This is a genomic window from Vibrio sp. 2130-1, from assembly GCF_033339515.1.
The window spans coordinates 72,118-96,677 of record NZ_JAWOUT010000001.1; the positions used below are offsets into that span (position 1 = coordinate 72,118).

Genomic DNA, 24,560 nt, shown 5'->3' on the forward strand with positions numbered 1-24,560 from the left:
ATCTTCCTGAGTTTAGTGAAGAAGACGCATTGGCGTCTATGGCGGATGAGCCGGAGTTAGAAACGTCCGAGTCCGTTGAGTCAGAACAAGTTGAAGCAGGCTTACCAACTGAATCAGAAGATGAGTTCAATTTTGACGAGCTGGATCTTCCTGAGTTTAGTGAAGAAGACGCATTGGCGTCTATGGCGGATGAGCCGGAGTTAGAAACGTCCGAGTCCGTTAAGCCAGAACAAGTTGAAGCCGACTTGTCAGCTGAGTCCGAAGAAGAGTTCAATTTTGATGAGCTCGATTTGCCAGAGTTCAGCGAAGAAGACGCATTGGTGTCTATGGCTGGCGAACCTGCGTTAGAAACGTCCGAGTCCGTTAAGCCAGAACAAGTTGAAGCCGACTTGCCAACTGAGTCCGAAGAAGAGTTCAATTTTGATGAGCTCGATTTGCCAGAGTTCAGTGAAGAAGATGCACTGGCGTCTATGGCTGGCGGACCTGCGTTAGAAACGTCCGAGTCCGTTGAGCCAGAACAGGTTGAAGCCGACTTGCCAGCTGAGTCCGAAGAAGAGTTCAATTTTGATGAGCTCGATTTGCCAGAGTTCAGCGAAGAAGATGCCTTGGCGTCGATGGAAGAAGAGCCAGAATTACCGAGCTCTGAGACTGCAGATATAGAACCAATCTCCGGTGAGGATGAAGAGTTAAGTTTTGACGACCAAGATCTTCCAGAGTTCAATGAGGAAGATGTTCTCGCGTCAATGAACGAGGGTGCGCCAGAGAGCCCTAAGGTTGAAGCAGAGACATCGAGACCAGCTATTCAAGCCGATAACGATCATGATGCTTTGTTTGAAGTATTTGCGCAGCAAAACGGCTTTGATACTGACCCAGAAGTGCAGTCAACAGCGACAGAGGGTGAGCCGCTCAGTAATTTGGATGATGAATCATCAATGGCTAACCTTCTTGCGGAAGACGCAAACTCAGAAGTATTTGAAGGTAAACTAGACAGTGACACCATCGCAAGTGCAGGTATGGATTTTGAAACCATGCTTGATGTTGGAGATGATTGGGATGGCTTTAAACCCGCTGCTGATAACGTAAGTTCTACTGAAGAAGTGCCTGAGGACCAGCGTGATGTTTGGAATTCGAGTGATGCACTAAGTCAGCCAGAGATCGCGCAAGAAAACTGGGCAGAGCAAAGCGACTTGGATGACTTCGACCCGAAGAAAAATCAATTTATGACGATTGATGAATTGATGGCTCAGGTCGACAGAGAAGGAGGTGAGTTCGAAGAAGAAGACCTTAAGCTCGATGTCGGATTGAACGAGTTTCCAGATGTTATCGGCGAGATCGGCGATATTGACGTAGATAGCAATGCTGAAGCTGCTGGGAAACTGGATTTGGCTAAAATCTATCTCGAGATGAACGATTCTCAAGGGGCGATTAAACTACTAGAAGAGGCGATTGTTTACGGTGAGGATGATATTCGCCGCGAAGCAAAAAGCCTGATTGATGCAATTAATGGCCGATAAACTGAAACAAAAGGGTAGCGTTTGCTACCCTTTTTGTGTCCCGTTAGTATGATGCTACCTTTATATCACCCTTGGTGAAACTGGCAACTTGAGGTGACTTGAGTATATACTTCCCGCCCCATTTTAGAGTTCGAAGGTTAAGATGAGAATCGCATTAGGTATCGAGTACAACGGTACAAACTACTTTGGTTGGCAGCGCCAAAGAGAAGTGAAAAGTGTCCAAGAAGAGCTAGAGAAAGCATTGTCCGTCGTCGCTAATCACCCAGTTGAAGTTCAGTGTGCTGGTCGGACAGACGCAGGCGTGCATGGCACGGGACAAGTTGTGCACTTTGATACCAACGTTACTCGAAAAATGGTAGCTTGGACCATGGGCGCAAACGCGAACATGCCAAGCGATATAGCGGTTCGTTGGGCTAAGGAAGTTTCAGATGATTTCCATGCAAGATTCTCAGCGACAGCGCGCCGTTATCGTTACATTATTTTCAATCATGCTTTACGTCCAGGCATCTTAAACTCGGGGGTTAGTCACTATCATGGTGAGCTCGACGAGAAAAAAATGCATGAAGCAGGGCAGTTCCTACTCGGCGAAAATGATTTTACGTCGTTTCGCGCGGCGCATTGTCAGTCTCGCAGTCCATTTCGAAACTTGATGCATCTGAACGTTACGCGCCATGGAAACTATGTGGTTATTGATATTAAAGCCAATGCGTTCGTGCATCATATGGTTCGTAATATCACGGGTAGCTTGATAAAAGTTGGACGTGGCGAAGAGAGTCCTGAATGGATCAAGTGGTTATTAGAAGCCAAAGATCGCAAACTAGCGGGTGCGACAGCGAAAGCGGAAGGTCTGTACCTGGTAGATGTAGACTACCCAGAAGAGTTTGGGTTACCTGAAGTGCCGATCGGTCCACTGTTTTTACCAGATAATTTGAACTAATTTTACAAACTTATTTCAAAATATCGGTAGTGTTTACATTGAATGTGAACGGAAAACATACGCTATTTACGATATCAAAAATAGGTACAACCAGTTTTTTATCTACAGTAGCTGCAAGATATGGTTTAATCCGTCGGTATTATGTCGAATTTATATCTTTCGCAATGAAGCGGAAGAGTTGAGAGAAAAGGTCTTCCATGAGTTGGCTTGAAAAGATTTTAGAGAAAAGCAATCTAGTAAGTTCACGCAAAGCTTCTATCCCAGAAGGTGTGTGGACTAAATGTACCTCTTGTGAACAGGTTTTATACCATGCTGAACTAGAGCGTAACTTAGAAGTTTGTCCAAAGTGTAACCATCACATGCGTATGAAAGCGCGTCGTCGTTTGGAAACATTTTTAGATGAAGGTAATCGAGTTGAATTAGGTTCTGAACTTGAGCCACAGGATAAACTGAAATTTAAAGATTCTAAGCGATACAAAGAGCGTATCTCTGCTGCACAAAAAAATAGCGGTGAGAAAGATGCGCTAGTTGTGATGCAGGGTGAATTGCTTGGTCTGCCGCTTGTGGCGTGTGCGTTTGAATTCTCCTTTATGGGTGGTTCAATGGGTTCAGTCGTTGGTGCTCGCTTTGTGAAAGCAGTGGATGCAGCCATTGAAAATAACTGTGCGCTTGTTTGTTTCTCAGCAAGTGGTGGTGCTCGTATGCAAGAGGCTTTAATGTCTCTTATGCAAATGGCAAAAACCAGTGCTGCGCTTGAGCGTTTATCAGAAAAAGGTCTGCCGTTTATTTCTGTTCTAACTGACCCTACAATGGGTGGTGTATCAGCAAGTTTGGCTATGTTGGGTGATATCAACATCGGTGAACCTAAGGCCCTCATTGGCTTTGCTGGTCGTCGTGTAATCGAGCAAACTGTACGTGAAGATCTTCCTGAAGGTTTCCAGCGTAGTGAGTTCCTGCTTGATCACGGTGCTATTGATATGATCGTTGACCGTCGTGAAATGCGTCAGCGTGTGGGTGGTCTTATCGCTAAGATGACTAACCACAAGTCTCCTTTGGTGGTTTCGGTTAACGAATCTCCAAATGAAGAGCCATATTCTGTACCAGAAGCGGACGAAAAAGGGTAAAGTATCAACTAACATAAAAACCAAAGAATTTAATGGTTAAAGTTAGATGACCCAAAACCCAATTCCTCAAGCCACATCTTCATTAGAGATGTGGCTTGATTATTTAGCAAATATTCATTCCTCAGCAATTGATCTAGGCTTAGACCGTGTCCAAGCGGTAGCAAACAAAGCCAATCTTACCAAACCAGCTCCAACCGTAATCACCGTTGCCGGAACCAATGGCAAAGGCTCAACGTGTGCGTTAATGGAAGCCATTTTACTTGATGCTGGCTATTCAGTCGGTGTTTATAGTTCTCCGCACCTGATTCGTTACAACGAGCGTGTACGCATTAATGGCGTTGACGTTGTAGATGCCAAGCACTGTGAAGCATTCGATTATGTAGAAAAGCAGCGTGGTGATGTTAGCCTTAGCCTCTTTGAATTCGGTACGCTTGCTGCGCTACGTATTTTCCAAGTAGAGAAAGTTGACGTTGTCTTACTTGAAGTAGGACTTGGCGGCCGTCTAGACGCCACTAACGTTGTTGACCATGATGTTTCTGTTATTACGAGCTTAGCGATCGATCATGTGGATTGGCTTGGTGATGACATCAATGTTATTGGTTTTGAAAAAGCGGGCATTTACCGTTCAGGGAAGCCAGCAATTTGTGGTCAACCGACGCCACCAGCGACCGTGGCGGCTCATGCTGACGATATTGGTTCTGAGTTCTTCCAAGTAGGTATTCAGTACGATTACCAACTAACTGATAATGGTTGGAAATGGAGCAGTGGGGCATTTGAGTTAGAGGATTTACCAATCCCATCGCTACCATTACAAAATGCAGCCACTGCACTGATGGCACTAGGGGCTTCGGAATTGCAAATCACTGACATAAATATTGTCAATGGCTTGAATAATGCTCGTTTGGCGGGGCGTATGCAAGTACTGCATCACGAACCTGAAATAGTCCTTGATGTCGCTCATAACCCGCACTCTGCTGAGTATTTGGTAGAAAGAGTGAAGCAACAATATCTGGGTAAGAATATCCATATTGTGGTTGCAATGCTGCATGACAAGGACATTAAAGCAACCATTGAAGCGCTAACTCCAGTTGCAACACAATGGTATCCAGCGTCGCTTACTGGACCGAGAGCGGCGACCGCTGATGAATTGTGCCAATACTTACCTGATGGGCAAGTTCATTTTGAAAACCCTGTTGACGCCTTCGAGAGTGCGAGAAGCCACGCAAAGGCAGGAGACGTTATTCTGGTGGTTGGCTCATTCCATACCGTCGGAGAGGTATTGGAACATTGGCAATCAAATAATAAATAAGTAAAGGTATTTTGATGGCAAGTAAATTCCAAAGTCGTTTAGTCGGCACCATCATTCTAGTCGCAGTCGGAGTCATTGTTCTTCCCGATGTGCTAGATGGTAAGAAACTGCACTACAAAGAAGAATTTGCCAGTATTCCTATCAAACCAGAACTTGATAGTGATGTGGAAAACTTCGAAATATTAGAGCCAGTGGAAGACGACATTACGTTACCGGATTCTCCGGTTGAAGCTGTAGTGCAAGAACGTGAGGATGCTCAAGTAGCCGTTTCTGAGCCCGAGCCAGTGCCAACATCTAAACCTGAGGTCATCAAACAACCAGATCAAGTTGAGGTCGTCACTCGTCCTGTTCAAGAGAAAAATCAATATGAAGATTCAGCTTGGATCATTCAGTTGATGGCACTTAAGAATCACGAAAATGCTGTCGCGCTTGTCGCGGATTTGCAAAAGCGTGGTTATCAAGCACACACAAAGAAAGAAAACGAGTTTACGAGAGTGATTGTTGGCCCTGATGTGTCAAAAAGTAAACTTGAACGACAAGTTCAAGAATTACAAAAAATTACAGGATCAAAAGGTCAATTGCTTAAATTTAAGCCATTAAATCCATAAGAAAACGTTTGCGTCGGCATTTTTTCTGTTAAAATGCGCGCCAACTTAAGATGAAGAAAAGATGAATTGGATAGATTTTATCATTTTAGGTGTGATCGGATTTTCAGCTCTGATCAGTTTAGTTCGCGGTTTTGCTAAAGAAGCTTTGTCTTTGGTGATTTGGTTCGGAGCGTTTTTTATCTCCAGTAATTACTATGCCAAATTGGCGGTGTACTTCACCAACATCGAAGATGATATGTTTCGTAACGGAGCGGCGATTGCGGCGTTATTTGTCGCAACCTTGGTAGTTGGTGCAGTGGTGAATTACGTCATTGGTCAACTGGTACAAAAAACAGGGCTATCAGGTACGGACCGAATTCTCGGGATTGTATTTGGTGGTCTACGCGGAGTCTTAATTGTTTCTGCGGTGCTGTTTTTTATGGATGCGTTTACTGCATTCCCAAGCTCGGATTGGTGGAAAGATTCACAGTTGATCCCTGAGTTCAGCCGTATCATCGCCCCATTCTTCGAGCATTTACAAGCAACATCAAGTTTTCTGTCTGGCACTATCTAGTAGTGCCAGCTACTGTCGCAAATCGAGGATTAGGACATGTGTGGTATTGTTGGAATCGTGGGCACAACGCCTGTAAACCAGTCTATTTATGACGCGTTAACGGTGTTACAGCATCGTGGCCAAGATGCCGCTGGTATTTGTACCATAGAAAGCAATCGTTTTCGTCTGCGTAAGGCGAACGGTTTAGTCAAGGATGTATTTGAAGCAAGACACATGCAGCGCCTGCAAGGCGAGGTCGGAATTGGTCATGTTCGTTACCCTACAGCAGGCAGTTCAAGCGCTTCAGAAGCTCAACCTTTCTACGTAAACTCTCCTTTCGGTATTACACTTGCCCACAACGGTAACTTGACCAACGCTAACGAAGTTCGTCAGAAGCTGTTTGAAAAAGATCGCCGTCATATCAATACCACTTCAGACTCTGAAGTATTACTAAATGTACTGGCGCACGAAATTGACTCAGTAAAAGGAAATGTCACGACCGAAGACGTATTCCGCGCAGTCACCAATGTTCATCGCACAATTCGCGGTGCTTATGCTGTGACAGCTATGATCATTGGTCATGGTATGATTGCATTTCGTGACCCACACGGTATTCGCCCGCTGTGTTTAGGTAAGCGTGAAGTTAACGGCAGAGCAGAGTACATGGTTGCGTCTGAATCGGTGGCATTGGATGCGGTCGGTTTTGATTTCGTCCGTGATGTTGCACCTGGTGAAGCGATTTACGCAACGTTTGACGGTGAGCTTTACACGAAGCAGTGTGCAGATAATCCTAAGCTTAACCCTTGTATTTTCGAGTTCGTGTACTTTGCTCGTCCAGATTCGTTCATCGATAAAATTTCGGTATACAGCGCTCGCGTTGAAATGGGTAAAAAGCTGGGCGAACGTATTCGTGAAGATTACGCAAACCTTGATATCGATGTTGTCATTCCTATCCCTGAAACGTCTTGCGACATTGCACTGCAAATCGCTCAAGCGATCGATATCCCTTATCGCCAAGGTTTCGTGAAAAACCGTTATGTTGGACGTACCTTTATCATGCCTGGCCAGCAACAACGTAAGAAATCAGTACGTCGCAAGTTGAATGCTATTCGTTCGGAATTCAAAGGTAAGAATGTGTTGCTGGTGGATGACTCTATTGTTCGTGGTACAACGTCAGAGCAGATTATTGAGATGGCTCGTGATTCTGGTGCCAAGAAAGTGTACATGGTCTCAGCGGCTCCTGAAGTTCGTTTCCCGAACGTATATGGCATTGATATGCCAAGTGCTACAGAGCTTATTGCCCATGGCCGTGACAACGATACAATTTGTAAGCAGATTGGTGCCGATGCGCTTATTTATCAACGTCTAGAAGATTTGGTAGAGGCAGTCGGTCTTGGAAACCAAGATATTACTCAGTTCGATACATCCGTGTTTAACGGGGAATATGTAACGGGTGATATTGACCAACGATACCTAGATTTTTTAGATGGTCTTCGTAACGATGATGCGAAAACACAACTTGAAATCCAACAGGACTTAGCAAATCTAGAGCTTCATAACGAAGGCGCATAGGATGCGCTTTCTTAAGTCGTAAAAAAACCAGAGCTTCGGCTCTGGTTTTTTGTTTTCGCTATCTAGTTAGTGAATGTTATAAGCGATCACAAAGTCAATAAAGAGGCGAACTTTCTCTGGCAGGTGGTCTTTGTGGTTGTAAAGCATATAAATGTCGCGCGGGTTTGCACTCCAATCTGGCAGTACGCGTACCAAATCGCCGCTCTCGATGTACTCTTTGATCATGACATCTGGCATTAGTGTGATGCCTAAACCTTCGGAGCAAGCACTGCGCACCACATTGAGCGCGTTTGCTTGAAAACGACCACGATCAACATTCACCACAGACTCGCCTTTGCTATTAATCAAGGTCCACTTAATAAGCGGGTACCCTTTTAGCAATGAATGGTTAGAGAGCTCTTCTGCATGATGAGGCGCAGGATTCGAGGTTAGATAGTCAGGGCTTGCAACGAGAATATCCTTCACTTCGCCAATCTTACGCGCGATGAGGCTAGAGTCGCGTTGCGGTCCCACTCGAAAAATTACATCCCATTCAGTAGGGTCAAGCTTGTCCGCATTATTCTCTGTCGTTAGCTCAATGTTGATGTCCGGGTACTGCTTCATAAAGCTGTTGAACATCGGCATCATCATTCGTTTAGTTAAGTTATAAGGCGCGGATATCTTAATCTTGCCGGATGCTCCTCGGCAGTCGTCAGTGATTTCCTCTGCCGCAGTTGTTAGCCTTTGTAGTAAAGGAGAGCACTCATGGTAAAAACGTTCCCCTGCTTCAGTGAGCGAAAGTTTGCGAGCATGACGGTTCAATAGTCGAAGATTGACAGAGTCTTCTAGCGCTTGAATGCGTCGGGTGATGGTCGCAACCGGGATCATGGTTTTTCGCGAAGTTGCGGTGTAGCTCCCATTTTCGACAACCAGTCGAAACAGGTTTAAGTCATCTAATTTCATATTTCCAGACACATTAAATTACCGATTACGGTTAATTTATAATTAACTTTGTGATCAAAGCTTGCTTTAAGTCAACATGTTGCATCATTTGAACACAGCAACCCTGTTTGAGTAAATACTGTTATACGCCGTAATATTTGTATTAATGCAGTTTCCGAGCTAAGTTTTATAACAAGGCGAAGCGGCCTCAGGTCTTGCTGTGACACGTTTTGCTGGAAGTAAACACAACAAAAATAATGACTTAATAATAAATCTGTTTTTTTGACTGAGCTTTGTGAGGGATAAAGGTATGTTTAAGACTCACAGTCAAACGGCAATGGTCTCGGCACAGGAAGTGATTAATCAAAAACTAATAATGTTGGTGGACGATGATCCAATATTTCGTAAAGTAACCAATGCCTATTTAGAAAGTCAGGGTTTTAAAGTAGTAGAAGCAGAAAACGGCCTAGAAGCGCTTCAACAACTCAGGGAATGCCAACCCGATCTTATCTTATGTGATTTATCGATGCCGGTCTTAGATGGTATCGAGTTCGTCGAAGAAGTTAGTCTCGAATACCCATATATGCCGCTTATCGTGGTATCAGGCACGGATGAAATGTCCGATGTCGCGAAAGCGTTGCGATTTGGTATTAAAGATTTTCTTCCTAAACCGATAGGTAATTATGAGCACCTATCTCAGGCGATAGAGAATACGCTAGAAGATACCGATAGCCACTTCTCAGAACAACGTGACTTTTCAAGTCAGTGGTTCAGGGTTGATGATGGTGGTGAAATCCCAGATGAACAAGAGCTGTATTGGCATCTGGAATATTTACAACAGAATCCGAGTGCGGCAAGAGATTTACTGCAAGCGCTATTGCCAGAGAAGGATGCTGCTCAGGGAGATTGGCGCTGCTCGTACCGTTTATTGCAATCGACGGATGTGATGCCCTTGGTTTTCGATTATCGTTGGTTAATGAATGGTCAATTTGCGTTTTATCTCGTTGATTCTGCTTCCCAAGCTAATGATGGAGTTGCGACGACATTGCTCGTTAGGGCATTGTTTGACGATTATCTCCGTAACTTGAAAAGTTTCAGTGCTGATCTCAAGGACATGGTAGGGATCATTGAAAAAGGAATTGAGTGTTCGGAGTGTGCGGGTGCAGTCAATGCTGTGTTTGGTGTCGCCGACCTCGCTTCATCCTCGGTCTCTATATTGCCTGCGGGTTTAGATAGCCATTGGTCTGACGGAAATACGAATCAACACATCGCAGCAGGTAACCGTTTAGGGGGAGGAAGTATGAAAAACTTCATCACCCGCGATTTACCGCTTAGTGTTGCAGGACAGTTGTCTATCGGGTGTTTAGGTTCTTCAAGTTTTAGTTTAAGTATTACCCGGAAATCCCGACTAGTATAATTATGACTTGCAAACCAATAAGCAGCGTCCTTACGCTGCTTATTATCTTTTTAGAACCACCAAAACAACATACGTTTAGTTCAATAACCTTACTTTTTACTGGTGTTTAGATTTGGCTGTTTAATGTATAGTCAGCGCTTAAAACAATAATGACCCATTTGTGCAACGATAATTTAACGCTGTGCCTTGGGAGAAGCAAAGTCAACTAGTGAGAAGACACATCATGGCAGACAAAGATTTTAAAGAGCCTTATAATATTTTTTACTTTTTAGGTTTTATTGCAGTTCTTTTGATACCAACACTTCCTGCAACGCTAACCTGGCTTCGTGTAATGAATGGTTACGCAGGCTTTTAATCTAGCTATTTTGTACCGGAGTTCACCATTCGTATTAAGCGTTACTTTTTCAATACTGTTGGTGGACTCTGTATTGTGCTCGGCATAGCCGGCATAGCCCTTCCACTTTTACCCACCACACCTTTTATTTTGCTTGCTAGCGCATGTTTTATGCGTGGTAGCCCCGCATTTCATCAATGGTTACATAACCACAAAACGTTTGGACCCATTCTCGACAATTGGCATAAGCATCGGGCTGTTACTTCAAAAGTAAAAAAGCGTGGTGCGATTTTTATTGCGCTTAGTTTCATGGTTTCAATCGTTGTTGTCCCCCTCGTTTGGGTAAAAATTGGTCTTTTAGTGATGCTAATCGTTTTACTCAGCTGGTTTATGCGTCTGCCTGTGATTGAGTTGGTTGCTGACCGAGAAGAAAATCACTAAGATTGTAGAGAATAGTGTGCCCGCTCTTCGAGTGGGCGTTTGTATTTTCAGCGCCTGTGACTTTTACGAAAATAAGCACATAGTGGTGAAAACCTATTGTTCGTTGCCCTCGTGATACTGCGATTAGAGAGGGCGATGAGCCAATCTAAGTAAATCGGTATTATGACTACAGAAACAATTTCACTGATCAAATCTAGCATCAAAAGCATCCAAGACTACCCAAAGCCAGGCATTCTATTTCGTGATGTGACGAGCCTTCTTGAAGACGCGAAAGCATACCAAGCGACGATCAACTTACTTGTTGAACGTTACAAAGATATGGGCTTTACCAAGGTTGTGGGTACGGAAGCTCGTGGCTTTCTATTTGGCGCGCCTTTAGCGCTTGAGCTAGGTGTTGGTTTTGTACCAGTGCGTAAACCAGGCAAGCTACCACGCCCTACTGTTGCTCAATCTTATGAGCTTGAATACGGCGTTGATACACTAGAAATCCATACAGATGCCATCGTTGAAGGCGACAAAGTACTGGTTGTCGACGATTTATTGGCAACGGGCGGTACTATTGAAGCGACGACTAAGCTGATTCGCCAACTGGGTGGTGAAGTTGAGCACGCTGCCTTCGTTATCAACCTACCAGAAATCGGTGGCGATAAACGTTTAGAAGCACTAGGTCTAAACGTGTACAGCATCTGCGATTTTGAAGGACATTAATACATTCAATGAGTTATTTAGCTTTAGCGCGAAAATGGCGTCCTAATCAGTTTGACCAAGTTGTCGGACAAAAACATGTCCTGACGGCGTTGGAAAACGCACTGGCGCAAAACCGTTTACACCATGCTTATCTGTTCAGCGGGACTCGTGGTGTGGGTAAAACGAGTATCGGTAGGCTGTTTGCCAAAGGCTTGAACTGCGAAACCGGCATTACCGCGACACCTTGTGGTAAGTGTGATACTTGTCGTGAAATTGATGAAGGTCGTTTTGTCGATCTTCTTGAAATCGACGCAGCATCACGTACTAAAGTTGAAGACACTCGTGAACTGTTAGACAACGTTCAATACAAACCTGCTCGTGGACGTTTTAAAGTGTACCTCATCGATGAGGTGCACATGCTATCGCGTCACTCTTTCAATGCGTTGTTGAAAACCCTGGAAGAGCCGCCAGAGTATGTGAAGTTCTTACTCGCAACAACTGATCCACAAAAGCTGCCTGTCACTATATTGTCGCGTTGTCTTCAGTTTCATCTGAAACCAATCAGCGTTGATGATATTCACCAGCAACTTGATTACATCCTAGGTCAAGAGCAAGTTTCAGCAGAGCCAAAAGCGTTGGGTATGATCTCACATGCTGCAGATGGCAGTATGCGTGATGCTCTTAGCTTGACTGATCAAGCAATTGCTTTAGGTAACGGTGCGGTGCAAACCGATATTGTCAGCCACATGTTGGGGACGATTGATACCGACCAAGCGATTCACTTACTAGAGTCAATCAGCAGCAAGCAACCTCAACAAGCCATGGATAAAATCCAGCAATTAGCAGCAAATGGTGTCGAGTGGGATGGTTTGTTGCAGCAAGTCGCAACACAGTTACACCGAATTGCGATGTATCAAGCGTTGCCCGCATCGTTAGACCGAGCCCAACCAGATGCAGAGAAAATTGAGCTGTTGAGTAAAGCTCTAAGCCCGCAAGACGTTCAGCTTTACTATCAAATTGCATTGAAAGGTCGTGAAGATTTGACCCTCTCGCCAAATGGGCGAGTCGGTTTGGAAATGATTGTGCTGCGTATGATGGCGTTCCGCCCATCAAATAACAGTGGGGCAAATGTTGTTTCTAGTAACTGCGAGCCAGCGTCATCTCCGGCTCAAAGTACCAGTCAACCAAAGGCTGCGCCAGCTCAGACAGCCGCGGCTCCTCGAGCTCAGCAGCCGAGTCCAGCACAAAGCACACCACAAGCGGCGCCTCAACCTTCATCCAGTTCGCAACCTGAGTATCAAGCGAGTGGATATGAGACGGTTCCACCACAGTATGATATGGCGCCGCCGATGAGCGAAAACCCAGCGCCGCAACATGAAACGCCACCTCAACAAGTGCAAGAGAGCGTTTCAACACCAGCGCGCGGCGGTCTAAGCGGTTTGCGTCACCAATTACGTTCTCAGCGTCAAGGCCTACAACAGAACACTCCTCAAAATGGTGGCTCAAAAAAGCCTAAAGCGGCATCTGCACAACCAGAATCGGTTATCGACCGAGTAGCGCAATTGCATGGCAATTCCGCGCAGGTGTCGCCAAACTCAGCTCCGAAGTCGACGGAGCCACAAGTTGAGGAAGCGTATCGCTGGCGTCCAAGCAAGCCTGTTGAGACAAAAGTAAATACAAAACTGACACCTACGCAGCTCAAGCAGGCACTTGAGCATGAGAAAACGCCTGAAATGGCACAAAAGCTCATCGATGAGTCATTAGAACATAATGAATGGGCGAAGCTAATCAGCTTAATGGAGATCCCTAAGCTGGTAGAGCAACTTGCGCTAAACTCTCATTATAGTAAGGAAGGAACAACCGTTTCGTTACTATTGAGAAGCAGCCAAGCTCATTTGAATACTGATAGAGCTCAAGCCGAATTGCTTAAAGCACTTAATACCGTGTTGGGTGAAGAGTGCCACATGAGCATCGAAATAGGGGAGAGTGGAGAAACACCACTTGAACTGAGAGATAGGCTCTACCAAGAGAAATTACAGCAAGCGCTGAACAGTTTAGAAAACGATCCAAATGTTCAATTTATTGAACGTCGTTTTGCTGCAGAGCTTGATAAAGATAGTGTGCGCCCTATCTAATAATCGAATGGAATGGGGTTGAAAACCCAAAGGTATAACCCCATTAATTGATGCAACACCTCATTAAACCAGAGAGATAAACATGTTTGGTAAAGGCGGTATGGGCAACCTAATGAAGCAAGCCCAGCAAATGCAAGATCGCATGCAAAAGCTTCAAGAAGAAATCGCGAATATGGAAGTAACTGGCGAGTCTGGTGCTGGCCTAGTTAAAGTTACTATCACTGGTAGTCACAGCGTACGTCGTGTTGACATCGATGAAAGTTTGATGGAAGACGACAAAGAAATGCTTGAAGATCTGATCGCTGCGGCGTTCAACGATGCAGCCCGTCGTGTTGAAGAAACTCAAAAAGAGAAAATGGCTTCTGTAACTGGCGGTATGCAACTACCACCAGGCATGAAAATGCCATTCTAATCTGCTGATATTTAATTAAGCGGACTTTTAATGCGTACCAGTCATATGCTGGAGCAATTGATGGAGGCCTTACGTTGTCTACCTGGGGTTGGCCCCAAGTCAGCGCAGCGTATGGCCTTTCATTTGTTACAGCGCGATAGAAAAGGCGGTTTGCAGCTTGCAGATGCGCTTAGTCAGGCAATGACAGAAATAGGTCATTGTACTGAGTGTCGAACCTTCACCGAAGAAGAAGTCTGTCACATTTGTACCAACCTAAAACGCCAAGAAAATGGTCAAATTTGTGTGGTAGAAAGCCCGGCAGACATCGCAGCCGTTGAAGCAACAGGCCAATATTCTGGTCGGTATTTTGTTCTTATGGGGCATTTGTCGCCATTAGATGGTATTGGTCCAAGTGATATTGGATTGGATGTCCTTGATTACCGCTTACGTCGCGGTGATATTACCGAAGTGATTTTGGCGACAAACCCAACAGTTGAAGGTGAAGCCACTGCCCACTACATCGCAGAGCTATGTAAAGAGCACCAAGTTGATGCCAGCCGCATCGCGCATGGTGTGCCTGTCGGTGGGGAGCTAGAGCTTGTTGATGGCACGACGTTGTCACATTCGCTATTAGGTCGACACAGAATTTAATAAAAAGCCGCTGAATTCAGCGGCTTTTTTGATTTTGGGAGTTAGGAACGATTAATCGTTCGATTCTTTACCAAGAAGGTTTTTGTAGATAACCGCACCAAGCACGCCACCCACAATAGGAGCAATCCAGAACAGCCATAGCTGAGAAACCGCCCATTCACCCACATATACTGCGACTGCCGTGCTACGAGCAGGGTTTACTGACGTATTGGTGACAGGAATGCTGATCAGGTGAATGAGAGTCAAACACAGGCCAATTGCGATAGGTGCAAAGCCTTGTGGCGCACGTTTGTCTGTTGCACCCATAATGACAATCAGGAACATCATCGTCATGACAACTTCAGTCACAAGTGCAGCGATCATCGAGTATTGGCCTGGAGAGTGTTCACCATAACCATTGGCGGCAAAGCCAGAACCCACAACATCAAATCCTGCTTGTCCAGATGCAATAACGTAAAGCACGCCACCTGCGATAAGCCCGCCGATCACCTGTGAGATGATGTAGGGAGCAACGTCTTTTGTCTCAAAACGACCGCCTGCCCAAAGGCCAACTGTCACTGCAGGGTTCAAGTGACAACCTGAAATATGACCGATAGCAAATGCCATCGTCAGAACGGTTAAACCGAATGCCAAAGAAACGCCCAACAGACCAATACCCACTTCAGGGAAACCCGCAGCCAACACCGCGCTACCACAGCCGCCTAACACTAGCCAGAACGTGCCAACAGCCTCAGCCAAATACTTATTCATGTTCTTTCCTGATCTTTAATTAAATGACCCGCTGAACATAGTCGAGAATTGTCAATAAATTGTGAGGGAGATCGCGCGAAAACCGCAAATGGAACGCTATGTGGCAAGAGTTCTCAAGGGTGAGATAAAAAGCAGAGGGGGAAAGTGCTAAATCTTGAGTTTGCTTTGATTACTGCCTCTGAGAGAAACAACCGAGGTACTAACTTTAAACGTGTGGTCTAGAGTCGCATTACGTCAATTGTTCTAATTCAGTGATGTTGTCGAGTGCTTCTTGATTGGTGTTGCCGCATACAATCGGACACGGTTTAAAATCGTGACAGACTTTAGGGCGTTCAGGCTTACCAAATAGCTTGCACAAATTGTCGTCGTTGAGTTGCACACAACGAACACCTGCAGGTTTGCCCTTGGGCATTCCTGGTATTGGTGAAGAGATACTTGGCGCAATACAGCACGCTCCACATCCTAATCGACAATCCATAATGTAAACCTCTTAAAAATTAAGGGGGCAATTATGGTCATTTTGACGTGGATTGGAAGAGTGAAGAAAGAAAAAAATAAAAGGGCGCGCTTAACATTACGCTCCCTTTTTGGTTTTTTGCTTTTAAATCATCGTGATTATTTTAAGAAACGGTTATAAACAAACAACAGAATAAATGCGCCTAGTGTTGCGGTAATGATACTACCAATGTTGACGCCAGTGGCTCCGCCGAAACCGAGAATGCCGCCAAGGAAGCCACCTACAAATGCCCCTGCAATACCAAGTAACATTGTTGCAATCCAACCGCCCCCATCTTTTCCTGGCATGAGCCATTTAGCAAGTGCGCCGGCGATTAAGCCCAAAATAATCCAAGAAATAATACCCATGAAAACTCCTTAATGCCTTCTTGATCAATTGAGTAATGGAAACTTGTTTAAGGATAGAACAGTAAAACGAAAGTAGTTGAATATCTCCACCGTTATGTGGGAAGGATGCAAGATCTTCTCAAAACTTGAACTTTTGCGTTGAGAAGAGTATAAATCGCCCCCTAAATTCCCTTGGTGAGACCTGAAGTATGAGCACTCCATTTTGGCAAAGTAAATCGTTAGAGCAGATGACAGAAGAGGAATGGGAATCTCTCTGTGATGGTTGTGGCAAATGTTGTTTGCATAAGCTGATGGATGAAGATACCGATGAAATCTACTATACCAATGTGGCTTGTAGCTGGCTGAACAGTAAAACGTGTTCATGTAAGGATTACCCAAACCGTTTCACTTCGGGTGAAGAGTGCACCAAGCTGACCCGAGAAGACATCGACGATTTTACTTGGCTGCCACACACGTGCGCTTACCGTCTGTTGGCTGAAAAGCAGCCTTTACCAGAATGGCATCCGTTGATTACCGGCTCTAAGTCCGCAATGCATGCGGCAGGGGAAAGTGTCCGTAACAAAGTTGTTTACGAGATTGATGTGGTGGATTGGGAAGACCACATTTTAAATCATCCCAACCGTCCTTAGTCGAATAAAAACAAGCCTTTCATTTAATCAATGAAAGGCTTGTTTGCTATTGGGGCTCCCAACTTTGACGTCTCGCTAACGAAATGCTGCTCAGTTTATTATTTAGTGTTGTAAACTTAGGAGTATGATTTCAACGCTTTACACTTCTATTCCTGATTGTTTTGATCAGGATTGTTTCCTATGAGGTAAACATGACGTTTCATTTCCCCCAGAAACTGCGCCTGACATCTTGGGTGACATTATTCGCACTTGCCGTCATTATGTTCTCCCCAATGGCTGTTCATGCGACTGCTACTGACGATATCCAAGAGCCTTCTGCTGCCGAAATCTCGATTGACAACTTGAACCGAGAGATTGTGGATTTATCCCAAAGCCTCTCGCAAGCGAGTGGCGACGAGCGTGATGCCCTTCAACTGCAACTATTCCAAAAGAATGAAGAATTAAGAAGCCAGTTAGCGTCAGCGATTGAACGTGAAACTATCTCTCGCGACAAGCTGATCTTGCTAGTTAAAAAACAAGAACAATACTCTGAGGATGCGACGAACTATCTATCGGAAAAAATAAAGAAAGTCGTCGAGGATTTAAATAAGGCTAAGGATGAAGAGAAGCTTGCTCTTGTTAATGATTATCGAGAGCTACAGCGTTATCTTGATGTTAGCTTCGATTCGAGCTGGCAAAATCTCGCTTGGTTGAAGGAGCTAGGGGCCCAAAACGAGCGCGCAGAAGCGGAACTAAAAGATAAAATTGATAAACGTATGCGCTTACTGTCTGCTTCAATTGAGTACTTGAGTCAGCAAAGTGAGATCATTGGCTCCCAACTTTCGTCTAGCCCAGAGTCGGAAAAAGCGTCGTTGCAACTTAGTCAGCTCATTACTAAACAAAGGCTAAATATTGCGACAGAAAGCTTACGCAACCTGATTTCAATTGGTGATAAAGTCGGTTTAGAAACGTCTGAATACAAACGCCAAATTTTTGAAGTGACGGGTAATATCACCCATGATTTACTGAATACCAAAGTTGTGTGGTCAATACTGAGTCACTGGTCCAACTCGGCACTGGATTGGTTTGCCGAGAATGCACCGCAGCATATCTTCCAGTTGTTTGTTTTTGCGCTGATTTTATTGATCGCTCGCGGACTGGCTAAGTTAACTCGCAAAGTCGTCCGTAAAGCAGTTGCATCGAAAAACTTAAAACTTTCCCACTTGATGCAGGACTTCTTTATCTCGATGTCCGGCAAATTCGTGTGGGTGATCGGTATCATGGTGGGCTTATCTCAGCTTGGTTTGAACCTAGCGCCAATCCTAACCGGTTTCGGTATTGCTGGTGTGATTATTGGTTTCGCGTTGCAAGACACGTTATCCAACTTCGCGGCGGGTATGATGCTGCTTATTTATCGCCCATTTGATGTTGGTGATTTTGTGTATGCTGGCGGTGTGGATGGCAAGGTAAGCCATATGAGTTTGGTGAACACCACAATCCGTACGTTTGATAACCAAATTATTATTGTGCCTAACAGCAAAATCTGGGGAGATGTTATTAAGAACGTCACGCATGAACGCATTCGCCGCGTGGATATGGTGTTTGGCATTGGCTATGCGGATGACCTCTTAAAAGCGGAGTCAGTATTGTCTGATATCATTACCTCTCACCCTTCGGTACTTCGCACTCCAGAGCCAATGATCAAAGTTCATACATTAAATACGTCTTCTGTAGATTTTATTGTGCGTCCTTGGGTAAAAACGGATGATTACTGGGATGTATACTGGGATGTGACAAAAGAAGTGAAACTACGCTTCGACCGAGAAGGTATTTCGATTCCTTTCCCACAACAAGATGTGCATTTGCATATGGTGGAGAAGCAAGACGCTTAATCACAGCTCCCAACTAGTGAAAGGCACTCTAGATAGAGTGCCTTTTTTGATCTTCGGTTAGCGCTATAGTTACAGTTCGTTAAAGAACACCAGTTTTGGCTCGCATTCTAACAAGTTGTCGATCTGGCTAATCAAAAGAGCAAAGTGTTCTGTTTTACCATGAAGCTCAAATGCTTGTTGGTCTTTAAATTGCTCCTGAAAAACGAAGTGGCATGCATTGTCTTTATCTTGGAACAATTGATAACGAACGCAACCTTCTTCATTGCGAGTAGGTTCGAGCGCTTGGGTAAGTACCTCTTTCAACTCTTGTTCTTTTCCCGGTTGTGCATGAAAGGTAGCCGTCAAGTGAATCATAATGTTTACTCTTTTTGTTATAGGTAACGCCCTTGGCGTTGCAGGAACTCAATTTTGTAACCATCAGGGTCGGTTACAAAAAAGAACGTTGCTAAATGCTTTTGTTGATGGTCAAAGGCTTTGATGTCACCAGTTTCAATGCCGAGAGATTTAATGCGTTTGTGGGCTTGTTCAATGTCCTCCACGCTGACGGCAAGGTGGCCGTAGCCTGAGCCGTGAGTGTAGGGCTCACTTTGATCGTGATTGTGCGTCAGTTCCAATTCAAAGCCAGTTTCTTGGTTGGCTAGATAGGTTAGAGAAAAGCCATCAAAGATGTATTGATCAGCGACTTCTAGTTCAAGTACGTCACAGTAAAATTGTAGAGAGCGGTCCAGATCACTTACTCGGATCATGGTGTGAATCATTTTTGTCATGGGTACTCCTTGATAGTCCGCATAGGTTAGCGATTTCAAAAGGAGTCTGGGTAGTACTCTAGTACGACAAATTAGAAGATGTTCAAGGGTTTATAATACGGATGCACAGCCTAGGATGGTTATTGGTCGGTTGGTTGCTATTAACTGTCAAGTTGCGCAAGTGCTTGACGAGTGGTCTCTTGAGGTTGGCGAGCGTACGTGAGGCAAGCGCATCGAAGTAAGGAGGCAAAGTTGTTCACTTCACCATTGTATTCGAGTGCTTCTTGATAAACAGTGCTTATGAATTTAGGAACCGTCATGTTTTGAGCACTAGCGATTTCCTCAAGAATTGTCCAAAAGCTAGCTTCAAGTTTTACACTGGTCGCGTGACCATCAATACGGATAGAGCGGGTGATGAACTGATAGTTGTCTTGGGGTTGCTTAGCAAAGATTTCGCACATTTTCTTTATTCATATAATTAAAGACCCATAATTATTGTGGTGTACGATTTAAAACGTCAACTGTTTTCATGCATAAAAAAACGCTCCCTTGCGAGAGCGTTGAAACATCACGAGTTGTGAAGTGGGTGCAAGTTGATTATTTAATTTGTTGTTTCAAGTACTCGCCTAGTTGCGAGTGGTGCATGATTTTTGATACCGGAAGGATAGTTTCTGCAGGTCCCCAAGCAAATACGTTGACTGGAGTATGCGTATGAGTACCCGTCCCCCATACTGTGTTTTGCTTTGTTGCATGCTCACGCGCTAGCAAGTTGCCACGGTCGTTGTAAGGAAAGAAAGCATCAAAGTCATTGATTGTCGGAACGTTCTCTTCGCTTAAGTATTTGTGTCCAGCGAGTCGGTATGGATTTGGTTTACTTGCTAATACGCGTTCTGCTTGCTCAGGCGTAATCGAAAAATCGCTATTTGCGTTCACGACTTCCGCAAACTTCTCTGGAGTTTGCTCTTTCTTATCAAGCGCTTGGAATTCACTGATCATGCCGTAGTAACTTTTCTTTTGGTTGTATAAACCATCGAGGATCTCGAACTGACCAAAGTTGAAGTTTGGCGCGTAATCCTGATTTTTGAATGCTTCGCCGTCGCGTTTTTGTGGTTTAGGCAAGTTTGCTGATGAGTAGCTAAAGCCAAAAGAGCCGGTTTCGTGGTCAGCAGTAACAATGATCAGGGTGTCATCACGGCCTTTTGCCCACTCATAAACTGAGTTTACCGCTTCATCGAATTTAAGCATTTCATGCAGCATCGTACCTGCATCGTTACTGTGACCAGCCCAGTCAATTTGGCCGCCTTCAACCATCAAGAAAAAACCGTCTTTGTCTTTTGAAAGAATGTCGATTGCTTTGGTGGTCATTTCTTTCAGCGATGGCTGCGTGCGTTTTGGATCGTTTTTGCTTTGACTGTAGGCAATACCATCGTTCATGCCCGAGTAAGCAAAAAGTCCAAGTAATTTGTCACCTTTAGCTTGTGTGAGCATATCGCGGCTGAAAGCTAAGCTATAGCCTTGGTCTTGCGCTTCGGCAAGCAAGTTGCGTTCGTCTTTGCGTTTCGATTTTAGGTAGACATTACCTTGAGTGAGCTTTTCAAGTTGCTCGTATGTCTCTCCCTTGTCGTTTGTCGACTTTGGAATCCAATGACGAAGTCCACCAGACATCATCACGTCTACGCCTGTTTCGAGCATATCCGCCGCAATATTGTTTTCTAGGGAGCGATGTGGTTGATGAGCGGCAAATGCTGCTGGCGTTGCGTGGGTCATACGCGTATCAGAGACGAGCCCTGTCGCTTTACCTTTACTTTTGGCTTTTTCCAAAATAGTTTCGACATGGTTGCCTTGGCTATCAACGCCAATGACTTCAGAAGCGGTAGGGATTCCTGTCGCTAGCATCGTAGCTGAGCACGCAGAGTCGACGACAATTGCGTCTTCTGGATTGGTCAGTGATGATCCAATCACACCTTCTTGAGCGAGTTTGTATAACGCTGTGCTTTCGCCTTTGTAAACCGAGTTAGGTGCGTGTTTTGCGTAGGTCTCGAGTAAACCAACTTGTTGAGGACCCATGCCGTCGCCGATCATCAAAATGACGTTTTTGATTTCAGCTGAGAGTGCGTTGAAAGAGAGGGTAGATGCAGCCACTGCCGTAACGATTGGAGATACTAAGCGCTTCATTATATTTTCCTTGTTTATTGAAGCGCAGGCATTAAAGCAATGATTTATGAAGGTTTTGTGTCGGTAATAAAAGTTTAACCAAATTGTCGTTTTTGTTTGGTTTTGCAGAAAAAATGAGTCGCTCTCTAACGTTCGTTAGTTTGGAAAGAAGAAAGCCCACAAACGTGGGCTTGGATTACGCTTAGGAGTTGAAAGCATGGACTAAAGTTATCCATTCAGTGCCTTCACAAGAAACCTAGTTTAGGGAGCAATAAACGAGCATGTATTATCGGGCCACAAGAGCGGTCGAATTCACTTACGTTTGCATCATATCGTTCTTTGGCTTATTAAATTATGGGCTGCAGTAAGTGTTTGGTTCAAATAGGATTTGTTGTCGTGACGATTATCAGACTGGTTATCAGACTAATGCCAGTATGATGCCACCAACGGTAAGTGCCGCAGAAAGGTATTGACCCGCAGAATATGAGCCATCCTCTTCTTTCTCGATTTTATCGGGGTGATCCATGCCAAGCGCACCATGCGTGAAAGATTCGACCTTTTCACCAACAGATTTATCTTCTGCTTCTATTTTCTTGCTGTCGTGCTCGATTTGTTGCAGAGCGGCAAGTAGCGCTTTGCCTTCGGTCGAAAGCGTCACCTTATTGTGTTCGACTTTCAGCGGCGAAGCACTAGTTTCTTCTTGTGCAATACTTGCTTGTTTAGAGGCGACAGATTGTTTGGCATAGCTATTAACAGAAGTGCTTCCTACTGGATTCATCGAATACTCCTTGGAACATCGACACTCGGTCACTGAGTGCGGGTAAAAAGCAGTTATATTTTTATCGGCGGCAAAGTTTATTTCTGAAGCTATTTGGATAAAAACAGGTCTGCTTTTGCCGCTTCTAGTTTCTATTGGTGATCATTAGCAAAAAATAGACCAGCAGGAAGCAGACCCTTGTCACTCGATGAACTCGGAGCGGTGTGATGATGCAACGCAACGACAAGGTAGTAACTTAAATTGAAGACCAGCTACTTACATTGAAGATCGTTATTGCGTTTAGTTAGATGTTGATATGCCGCCATGCGGTGAGCATCTTGTACATACCGTACTGGTGGTGCGAGAACCTCTAACTGATAGTCTGTATTATCAGAAAGCACGTTATCTGTTGGGCTAATTACAATCACTTTTAAGCTCGGGTTGCGGCTTAAGATTGATGCTGCCGTACCCAACCCTTGCTCGGTGTGAAACTTGCCCGCAACATGGACAATCTGAACGCCTGGGTTGTCGTCTAGATAGCTAACGATAGATTCCGCCATAGTTTCATCCCAAGTAACTTGAGCTGCAAACTGTTTTTCCGTCTGCTCTGGCTTACCGTGATGCATGGATGCCATGAACTTTTCTTTGTACGGACTACTACCAGTGTTGATGGCTTGTGCAATGAACATCCGCTGATCATCATCGAGCTTGTTAATGTAATCTAGCCCTTGTCGACCAATGCATCGAACAATGCTCTTTGGTGCATTTGCTGCAATGACCGGGAGATTTTTCTGCTTAGCAAACTCCACGAGAGGGCGATAGTCGCTTTCATAATTGGGCCAAGCGTTGGCTTGTTTCATTAAGTACTGTTCGCCGATCTCCCCACGTAGGTAAGCGTCAACAACAGGTTGTTTGTCGCGGGTAAATTGTTCCATAGATAACGCGAGTGAGCGGTTGTAGGACGTAAGTTGTTTGAGCATATCGGTTTGAAAGCGATGAACGCCGGCGTGTGTGTGCCATTCACCAATAAGAATGACATCTGCTTGTTGCAGCTCAATTGGCAGTTTGCTTAGAGCGATGTGCTCGCCAGAAGGGGTGTATAGTTGGTAGTCGTAAAAACTAGTGACTTCCGCTGAGGTTGCGTGAGAGTTGGTGTGCGTATATGAAGAGCAACCAGTAAGTAAGCCTGCAAAGAGCAAGCTCAAAGTAGAAAAGCGCATTGAAAAGCCTCCAAAAATGTCCGGATGATATTAATGGAGGCTGAGCAATGAATCAATATAAATGATAACTATTTGCGTTTGTTGTTTTTTTTGACTTATTAATTGAGTGTTTTTTTGCGATATACACGCAACATAAAATCAGCCTCACATTGGAAAAGTGTAGCGGATTTCAACTCTTCACGAAGAGCATCGGTTGCTTTCCATGCGAATGGCGTCATTTGCAATAAATCGATTGCGGCTCCGTTTTTCAAGTCCATAACATAGTTAAGATGCTGCTGGTGCTCTAATTCAAACCCTGCAATATGTTCTGGTTCTTCATTGTGAAGACGAACTTCTTGATAAATGCGCTCACGCAGTTGGTATAAGTGGCGGCTAGCAGGAGTAACCGTGACAACAACGCCGTCGTTTTTTACAACGCGCTGCAGCTCCTCAGCTTTACACGGGGCATAAATGCGCAAAATGGCATCTAAGGATTCATTTGCGAAGGGAAGTCGGTGACTAGAAGCCACACTAAAGTTGCAGTGCGTGTAACGCTTCGCCGCGTAACGAATGGCAACTTTGGAAATGTCTAAGCCATAAATCGTGGCATGGTTCGCTTGTGTTTCTATCGTCTTTTGTACTTGATCTGTGTAGTAACCTTCACCACAACCAATATCTAATAATTGATGGGTGCTCCCCTCAGTGTATGTTGCACACAGCTGCGCCACTTCTTGGCGCATTGGGTTGTAGTAATCTCCTTCAAGGAATCGACGACGAGCTTGCATCATCTCTTTGTTGTCACCAGGATCTTTAGAACGTTTGTGGTGCGCTGGCATCAAGTTAACGTAGCCTTCTTTTGCTAAGTCAAACTGATGATTGTTTTCGCACTTAAACGTTTTTTCATTTAACGCTAGAGCTTGGTGGCATAGAGGGCATTGATAGTTCATGACGATCTCGAACAGAAAGTAGGGCGGCAAATTCTATCAAAAAGCATGGTCTCAAGTGAAACAAAAAGAG

Annotated in this window: 27 protein-coding genes; 16 read left to right on the plus strand and 11 right to left on the minus strand. The window is 44.7% G+C overall.

The window, feature by feature from the left end; all coding sequences use genetic code 11:
* From R7Q09_RS00345 to purF, 7 genes are all read left to right on the plus strand, one after another.
* Positions 1–1,514, plus strand: a 1,514-nt coding sequence (locus R7Q09_RS00345; RefSeq protein WP_318070785.1) for a FimV/HubP family polar landmark protein, incomplete at its 5' end; no start/stop codon positions are given.
* A 142-nt stretch (positions 1,515–1,656) separates the two neighbouring features.
* Positions 1,657–2,451 (plus strand): tRNA pseudouridine(38-40) synthase TruA, encoded by a 795-nt coding sequence (gene truA, locus R7Q09_RS00350; RefSeq protein ID WP_005380566.1) that lies wholly within the window; start codon positions 1,657–1,659, stop codon positions 2,449–2,451.
* A 197-nt stretch (positions 2,452–2,648) separates the two neighbouring features.
* Positions 2,649–3,575, plus strand: a complete 927-nt coding sequence (gene accD / locus R7Q09_RS00355) for an acetyl-CoA carboxylase, carboxyltransferase subunit beta (RefSeq protein ID WP_005380583.1) — start codon at positions 2,649–2,651, stop codon at positions 3,573–3,575.
* A gap of 46 nt (positions 3,576–3,621) precedes the next feature.
* Positions 3,622–4,884, plus strand: coding sequence for a bifunctional tetrahydrofolate synthase/dihydrofolate synthase (gene folC / locus R7Q09_RS00360; RefSeq protein ID WP_005380586.1), 1,263 nt, complete (start codon positions 3,622–3,624; stop codon positions 4,882–4,884).
* Positions 4,885–4,898: 14 nt separating this feature from the next.
* Positions 4,899–5,492: an SPOR domain-containing protein gene (locus R7Q09_RS00365; RefSeq protein ID WP_274342315.1), complete on the plus strand. Its 594-nt coding sequence runs from the start codon at positions 4,899–4,901 to the stop codon at positions 5,490–5,492.
* A gap of 61 nt (positions 5,493–5,553) precedes the next feature.
* A complete protein-coding gene (locus tag R7Q09_RS00370) occupies positions 5,554–6,045 on the plus strand; it encodes a CvpA family protein (protein ID WP_005380590.1) in 492 nt (163 codons plus the stop codon).
* A gap of 36 nt (positions 6,046–6,081) precedes the next feature.
* On the plus strand, positions 6,082–7,596 hold the full coding sequence (gene purF / locus R7Q09_RS00375; RefSeq protein WP_213966707.1) for an amidophosphoribosyltransferase: 1,515 nt from the start codon (positions 6,082–6,084) through the stop codon (positions 7,594–7,596).
* Positions 7,597–7,662: 66 nt separating this feature from the next.
* Here purF and R7Q09_RS00380 read toward each other — a convergent pair whose 3' ends face one another.
* A complete protein-coding gene (locus R7Q09_RS00380) occupies positions 7,663–8,538 on the minus strand; it encodes a LysR family transcriptional regulator (RefSeq protein ID WP_005384959.1) in 876 nt (291 codons plus the stop codon).
* Between the two features lie 289 nt (positions 8,539–8,827).
* Here R7Q09_RS00380 and R7Q09_RS00385 point away from each other — a divergent pair, with 289 nt between their 5' ends.
* The 7 genes from R7Q09_RS00385 to recR all read left to right on the plus strand — a co-directional run bounded on the left by R7Q09_RS00385 (position 8,828) and on the right by recR (position 14,573).
* A complete protein-coding gene (locus R7Q09_RS00385) occupies positions 8,828–9,934 on the plus strand; it encodes a response regulator (protein WP_005380606.1) in 1,107 nt (368 codons plus the stop codon).
* Positions 9,935–10,157: 223 nt separating this feature from the next.
* Entirely contained in the window at positions 10,158–10,289 is a 132-nt protein-coding gene (locus R7Q09_RS00390) for a hypothetical protein (RefSeq protein ID WP_005380608.1), read from the plus strand.
* A 33-nt stretch (positions 10,290–10,322) separates the two neighbouring features.
* Positions 10,323–10,709 (plus strand): YbaN family protein, encoded by a 387-nt coding sequence (locus tag R7Q09_RS00395; protein ID WP_080276930.1) that lies wholly within the window; start codon positions 10,323–10,325, stop codon positions 10,707–10,709.
* Positions 10,710–10,871: 162 nt separating this feature from the next.
* The gene (gene apt / locus R7Q09_RS00400; RefSeq protein WP_005380615.1) at positions 10,872–11,417 is read left to right on the plus strand and encodes an adenine phosphoribosyltransferase; all 546 of its coding nucleotides are present in this window, start codon (positions 10,872–10,874) and stop codon (positions 11,415–11,417) included.
* Positions 11,418–11,425: 8 nt separating this feature from the next.
* The gene (dnaX, locus tag R7Q09_RS00405) at positions 11,426–13,531 is read left to right on the plus strand and encodes a DNA polymerase III subunit gamma/tau (RefSeq protein ID WP_017820796.1); all 2,106 of its coding nucleotides are present in this window, start codon (positions 11,426–11,428) and stop codon (positions 13,529–13,531) included.
* An 82-nt stretch (positions 13,532–13,613) separates the two neighbouring features.
* Positions 13,614–13,943, plus strand: coding sequence for a YbaB/EbfC family nucleoid-associated protein (locus R7Q09_RS00410; protein WP_005380618.1), 330 nt, complete (start codon positions 13,614–13,616; stop codon positions 13,941–13,943).
* 30 nt (positions 13,944–13,973) lie between these two features.
* Positions 13,974–14,573 carry a recombination mediator RecR gene (gene recR, locus R7Q09_RS00415; protein ID WP_017820795.1) on the plus strand — a complete coding sequence of 200 codons (600 nt, stop codon included), beginning with the start codon at positions 13,974–13,976 and terminating at the stop codon, positions 14,571–14,573.
* Positions 14,574–14,624: 51 nt separating this feature from the next.
* Here the strand turns inward: recR and aqpZ are convergent, their stop codons facing one another.
* The 3 genes from aqpZ to R7Q09_RS00430 form a co-directional block, all read right to left on the minus strand.
* Positions 14,625–15,323 (minus strand): aquaporin Z, encoded by a 699-nt coding sequence (gene aqpZ, locus R7Q09_RS00420; protein ID WP_171344348.1) that lies wholly within the window; start codon positions 15,321–15,323, stop codon positions 14,625–14,627.
* 229 nt (positions 15,324–15,552) lie between these two features.
* Complete coding sequence (locus R7Q09_RS00425) at positions 15,553–15,801, minus strand: YkgJ family cysteine cluster protein (protein WP_017820793.1); 249 nt, start codon at positions 15,799–15,801, stop codon at positions 15,553–15,555.
* Between the two features lie 137 nt (positions 15,802–15,938).
* A complete protein-coding gene (locus R7Q09_RS00430; RefSeq protein ID WP_005380625.1) occupies positions 15,939–16,187 on the minus strand; it encodes a GlsB/YeaQ/YmgE family stress response membrane protein in 249 nt (82 codons plus the stop codon).
* A gap of 188 nt (positions 16,188–16,375) precedes the next feature.
* Here R7Q09_RS00430 and R7Q09_RS00435 point away from each other — a divergent pair, with 188 nt between their 5' ends.
* On the plus strand, positions 16,376–16,816 hold the full coding sequence (locus R7Q09_RS00435; RefSeq protein WP_005384948.1) for a YcgN family cysteine cluster protein: 441 nt from the start codon (positions 16,376–16,378) through the stop codon (positions 16,814–16,816).
* Between the two features lie 191 nt (positions 16,817–17,007).
* Positions 17,008–18,687, plus strand: a complete 1,680-nt coding sequence (locus R7Q09_RS00440) for a mechanosensitive ion channel family protein (protein ID WP_005380681.1) — start codon at positions 17,008–17,010, stop codon at positions 18,685–18,687.
* Positions 18,688–18,756: 69 nt separating this feature from the next.
* On the opposite strand, the gene R7Q09_RS00445 is transcribed toward R7Q09_RS00440, so the two are convergent.
* The 7 genes from R7Q09_RS00445 to rlmA all read right to left on the minus strand — a co-directional run bounded on the left by R7Q09_RS00445 (position 18,757) and on the right by rlmA (position 24,490).
* Complete coding sequence (locus R7Q09_RS00445) at positions 18,757–19,041, minus strand: putative quinol monooxygenase (protein ID WP_053306679.1); 285 nt, start codon at positions 19,039–19,041, stop codon at positions 18,757–18,759.
* A gap of 17 nt (positions 19,042–19,058) precedes the next feature.
* Positions 19,059–19,454 (minus strand): VOC family protein, encoded by a 396-nt coding sequence (locus R7Q09_RS00450; protein WP_005380685.1) that lies wholly within the window; start codon positions 19,452–19,454, stop codon positions 19,059–19,061.
* Positions 19,455–19,594: 140 nt separating this feature from the next.
* Positions 19,595–19,894 carry a ribbon-helix-helix domain-containing protein gene (locus tag R7Q09_RS00455; RefSeq protein WP_171345867.1) on the minus strand — a complete coding sequence of 100 codons (300 nt, stop codon included), beginning with the start codon at positions 19,892–19,894 and terminating at the stop codon, positions 19,595–19,597.
* Positions 19,895–20,030: 136 nt separating this feature from the next.
* Positions 20,031–21,608, minus strand: a complete 1,578-nt coding sequence (locus R7Q09_RS00460) for an alkaline phosphatase (RefSeq protein ID WP_258628329.1) — start codon at positions 21,606–21,608, stop codon at positions 20,031–20,033.
* 397 nt (positions 21,609–22,005) lie between these two features.
* A complete protein-coding gene (locus R7Q09_RS00465) occupies positions 22,006–22,365 on the minus strand; it encodes a hypothetical protein (protein WP_005380688.1) in 360 nt (119 codons plus the stop codon).
* Positions 22,366–22,616: 251 nt separating this feature from the next.
* Positions 22,617–23,564, minus strand: a complete 948-nt coding sequence (locus tag R7Q09_RS00470) for a ChaN family lipoprotein (protein ID WP_213973454.1) — start codon at positions 23,562–23,564, stop codon at positions 22,617–22,619.
* A 98-nt stretch (positions 23,565–23,662) separates the two neighbouring features.
* A complete protein-coding gene (gene rlmA, locus R7Q09_RS00475; RefSeq protein ID WP_206959624.1) occupies positions 23,663–24,490 on the minus strand; it encodes a 23S rRNA (guanine(745)-N(1))-methyltransferase in 828 nt (275 codons plus the stop codon).
* Positions 24,491–24,560: the final 70 nt, after the last annotated feature.

What these genes read in the sequence shown, in the direction of transcription:
- truA (WP_005380566.1), top strand. Translation starts at nt 1,657, where the DNA reads ATGAGAATCGCATTAGGTATCGAGTACAACGGTACAAACTACTTTGGT.
- accD (WP_005380583.1), top strand. Translation starts at nt 2,649, where the DNA reads ATGAGTTGGCTTGAAAAGATTTTAGAGAAAAGCAATCTAGTAAGTTCA.
- folC (WP_005380586.1), top strand. Translation starts at nt 3,622, where the DNA reads ATGACCCAAAACCCAATTCCTCAAGCCACATCTTCATTAGAGATGTGG.
- R7Q09_RS00365 (WP_274342315.1), top strand. Translation starts at nt 4,899, where the DNA reads ATGGCAAGTAAATTCCAAAGTCGTTTAGTCGGCACCATCATTCTAGTC.
- R7Q09_RS00370 (WP_005380590.1), top strand. Translation starts at nt 5,554, where the DNA reads ATGAATTGGATAGATTTTATCATTTTAGGTGTGATCGGATTTTCAGCT.
- purF (WP_213966707.1), top strand. Translation starts at nt 6,082, where the DNA reads ATGTGTGGTATTGTTGGAATCGTGGGCACAACGCCTGTAAACCAGTCT.
- R7Q09_RS00380 (WP_005384959.1), bottom strand. Translation starts at nt 8,538, where the DNA reads ATGAAATTAGATGACTTAAACCTGTTTCGACTGGTTGTCGAAAATGGG.
- R7Q09_RS00385 (WP_005380606.1), top strand. Translation starts at nt 8,828, where the DNA reads ATGTTTAAGACTCACAGTCAAACGGCAATGGTCTCGGCACAGGAAGTG.
- R7Q09_RS00390 (WP_005380608.1), top strand. Translation starts at nt 10,158, where the DNA reads ATGGCAGACAAAGATTTTAAAGAGCCTTATAATATTTTTTACTTTTTA.
- apt (WP_005380615.1), top strand. Translation starts at nt 10,872, where the DNA reads ATGACTACAGAAACAATTTCACTGATCAAATCTAGCATCAAAAGCATC.
- dnaX (WP_017820796.1), top strand. Translation starts at nt 11,426, where the DNA reads ATGAGTTATTTAGCTTTAGCGCGAAAATGGCGTCCTAATCAGTTTGAC.
- R7Q09_RS00410 (WP_005380618.1), top strand. Translation starts at nt 13,614, where the DNA reads ATGTTTGGTAAAGGCGGTATGGGCAACCTAATGAAGCAAGCCCAGCAA.
- recR (WP_017820795.1), top strand. Translation starts at nt 13,974, where the DNA reads ATGCGTACCAGTCATATGCTGGAGCAATTGATGGAGGCCTTACGTTGT.
- aqpZ (WP_171344348.1), bottom strand. Translation starts at nt 15,323, where the DNA reads ATGAATAAGTATTTGGCTGAGGCTGTTGGCACGTTCTGGCTAGTGTTA.
- R7Q09_RS00425 (WP_017820793.1), bottom strand. Translation starts at nt 15,801, where the DNA reads ATGGATTGTCGATTAGGATGTGGAGCGTGCTGTATTGCGCCAAGTATC.
- R7Q09_RS00430 (WP_005380625.1), bottom strand. Translation starts at nt 16,187, where the DNA reads ATGGGTATTATTTCTTGGATTATTTTGGGCTTAATCGCCGGCGCACTT.
- R7Q09_RS00435 (WP_005384948.1), top strand. Translation starts at nt 16,376, where the DNA reads ATGAGCACTCCATTTTGGCAAAGTAAATCGTTAGAGCAGATGACAGAA.
- R7Q09_RS00440 (WP_005380681.1), top strand. Translation starts at nt 17,008, where the DNA reads ATGACGTTTCATTTCCCCCAGAAACTGCGCCTGACATCTTGGGTGACA.
- R7Q09_RS00445 (WP_053306679.1), bottom strand. Translation starts at nt 19,041, where the DNA reads ATGATTCACTTGACGGCTACCTTTCATGCACAACCGGGAAAAGAACAA.
- R7Q09_RS00450 (WP_005380685.1), bottom strand. Translation starts at nt 19,454, where the DNA reads ATGACAAAAATGATTCACACCATGATCCGAGTAAGTGATCTGGACCGC.
- R7Q09_RS00455 (WP_171345867.1), bottom strand. Translation starts at nt 19,894, where the DNA reads ATGTGCGAAATCTTTGCTAAGCAACCCCAAGACAACTATCAGTTCATC.
- R7Q09_RS00460 (WP_258628329.1), bottom strand. Translation starts at nt 21,608, where the DNA reads ATGAAGCGCTTAGTATCTCCAATCGTTACGGCAGTGGCTGCATCTACC.
- R7Q09_RS00465 (WP_005380688.1), bottom strand. Translation starts at nt 22,365, where the DNA reads ATGAATCCAGTAGGAAGCACTTCTGTTAATAGCTATGCCAAACAATCT.
- R7Q09_RS00470 (WP_213973454.1), bottom strand. Translation starts at nt 23,564, where the DNA reads ATGCGCTTTTCTACTTTGAGCTTGCTCTTTGCAGGCTTACTTACTGGT.
- rlmA (WP_206959624.1), bottom strand. Translation starts at nt 24,490, where the DNA reads ATGAACTATCAATGCCCTCTATGCCACCAAGCTCTAGCGTTAAATGAA.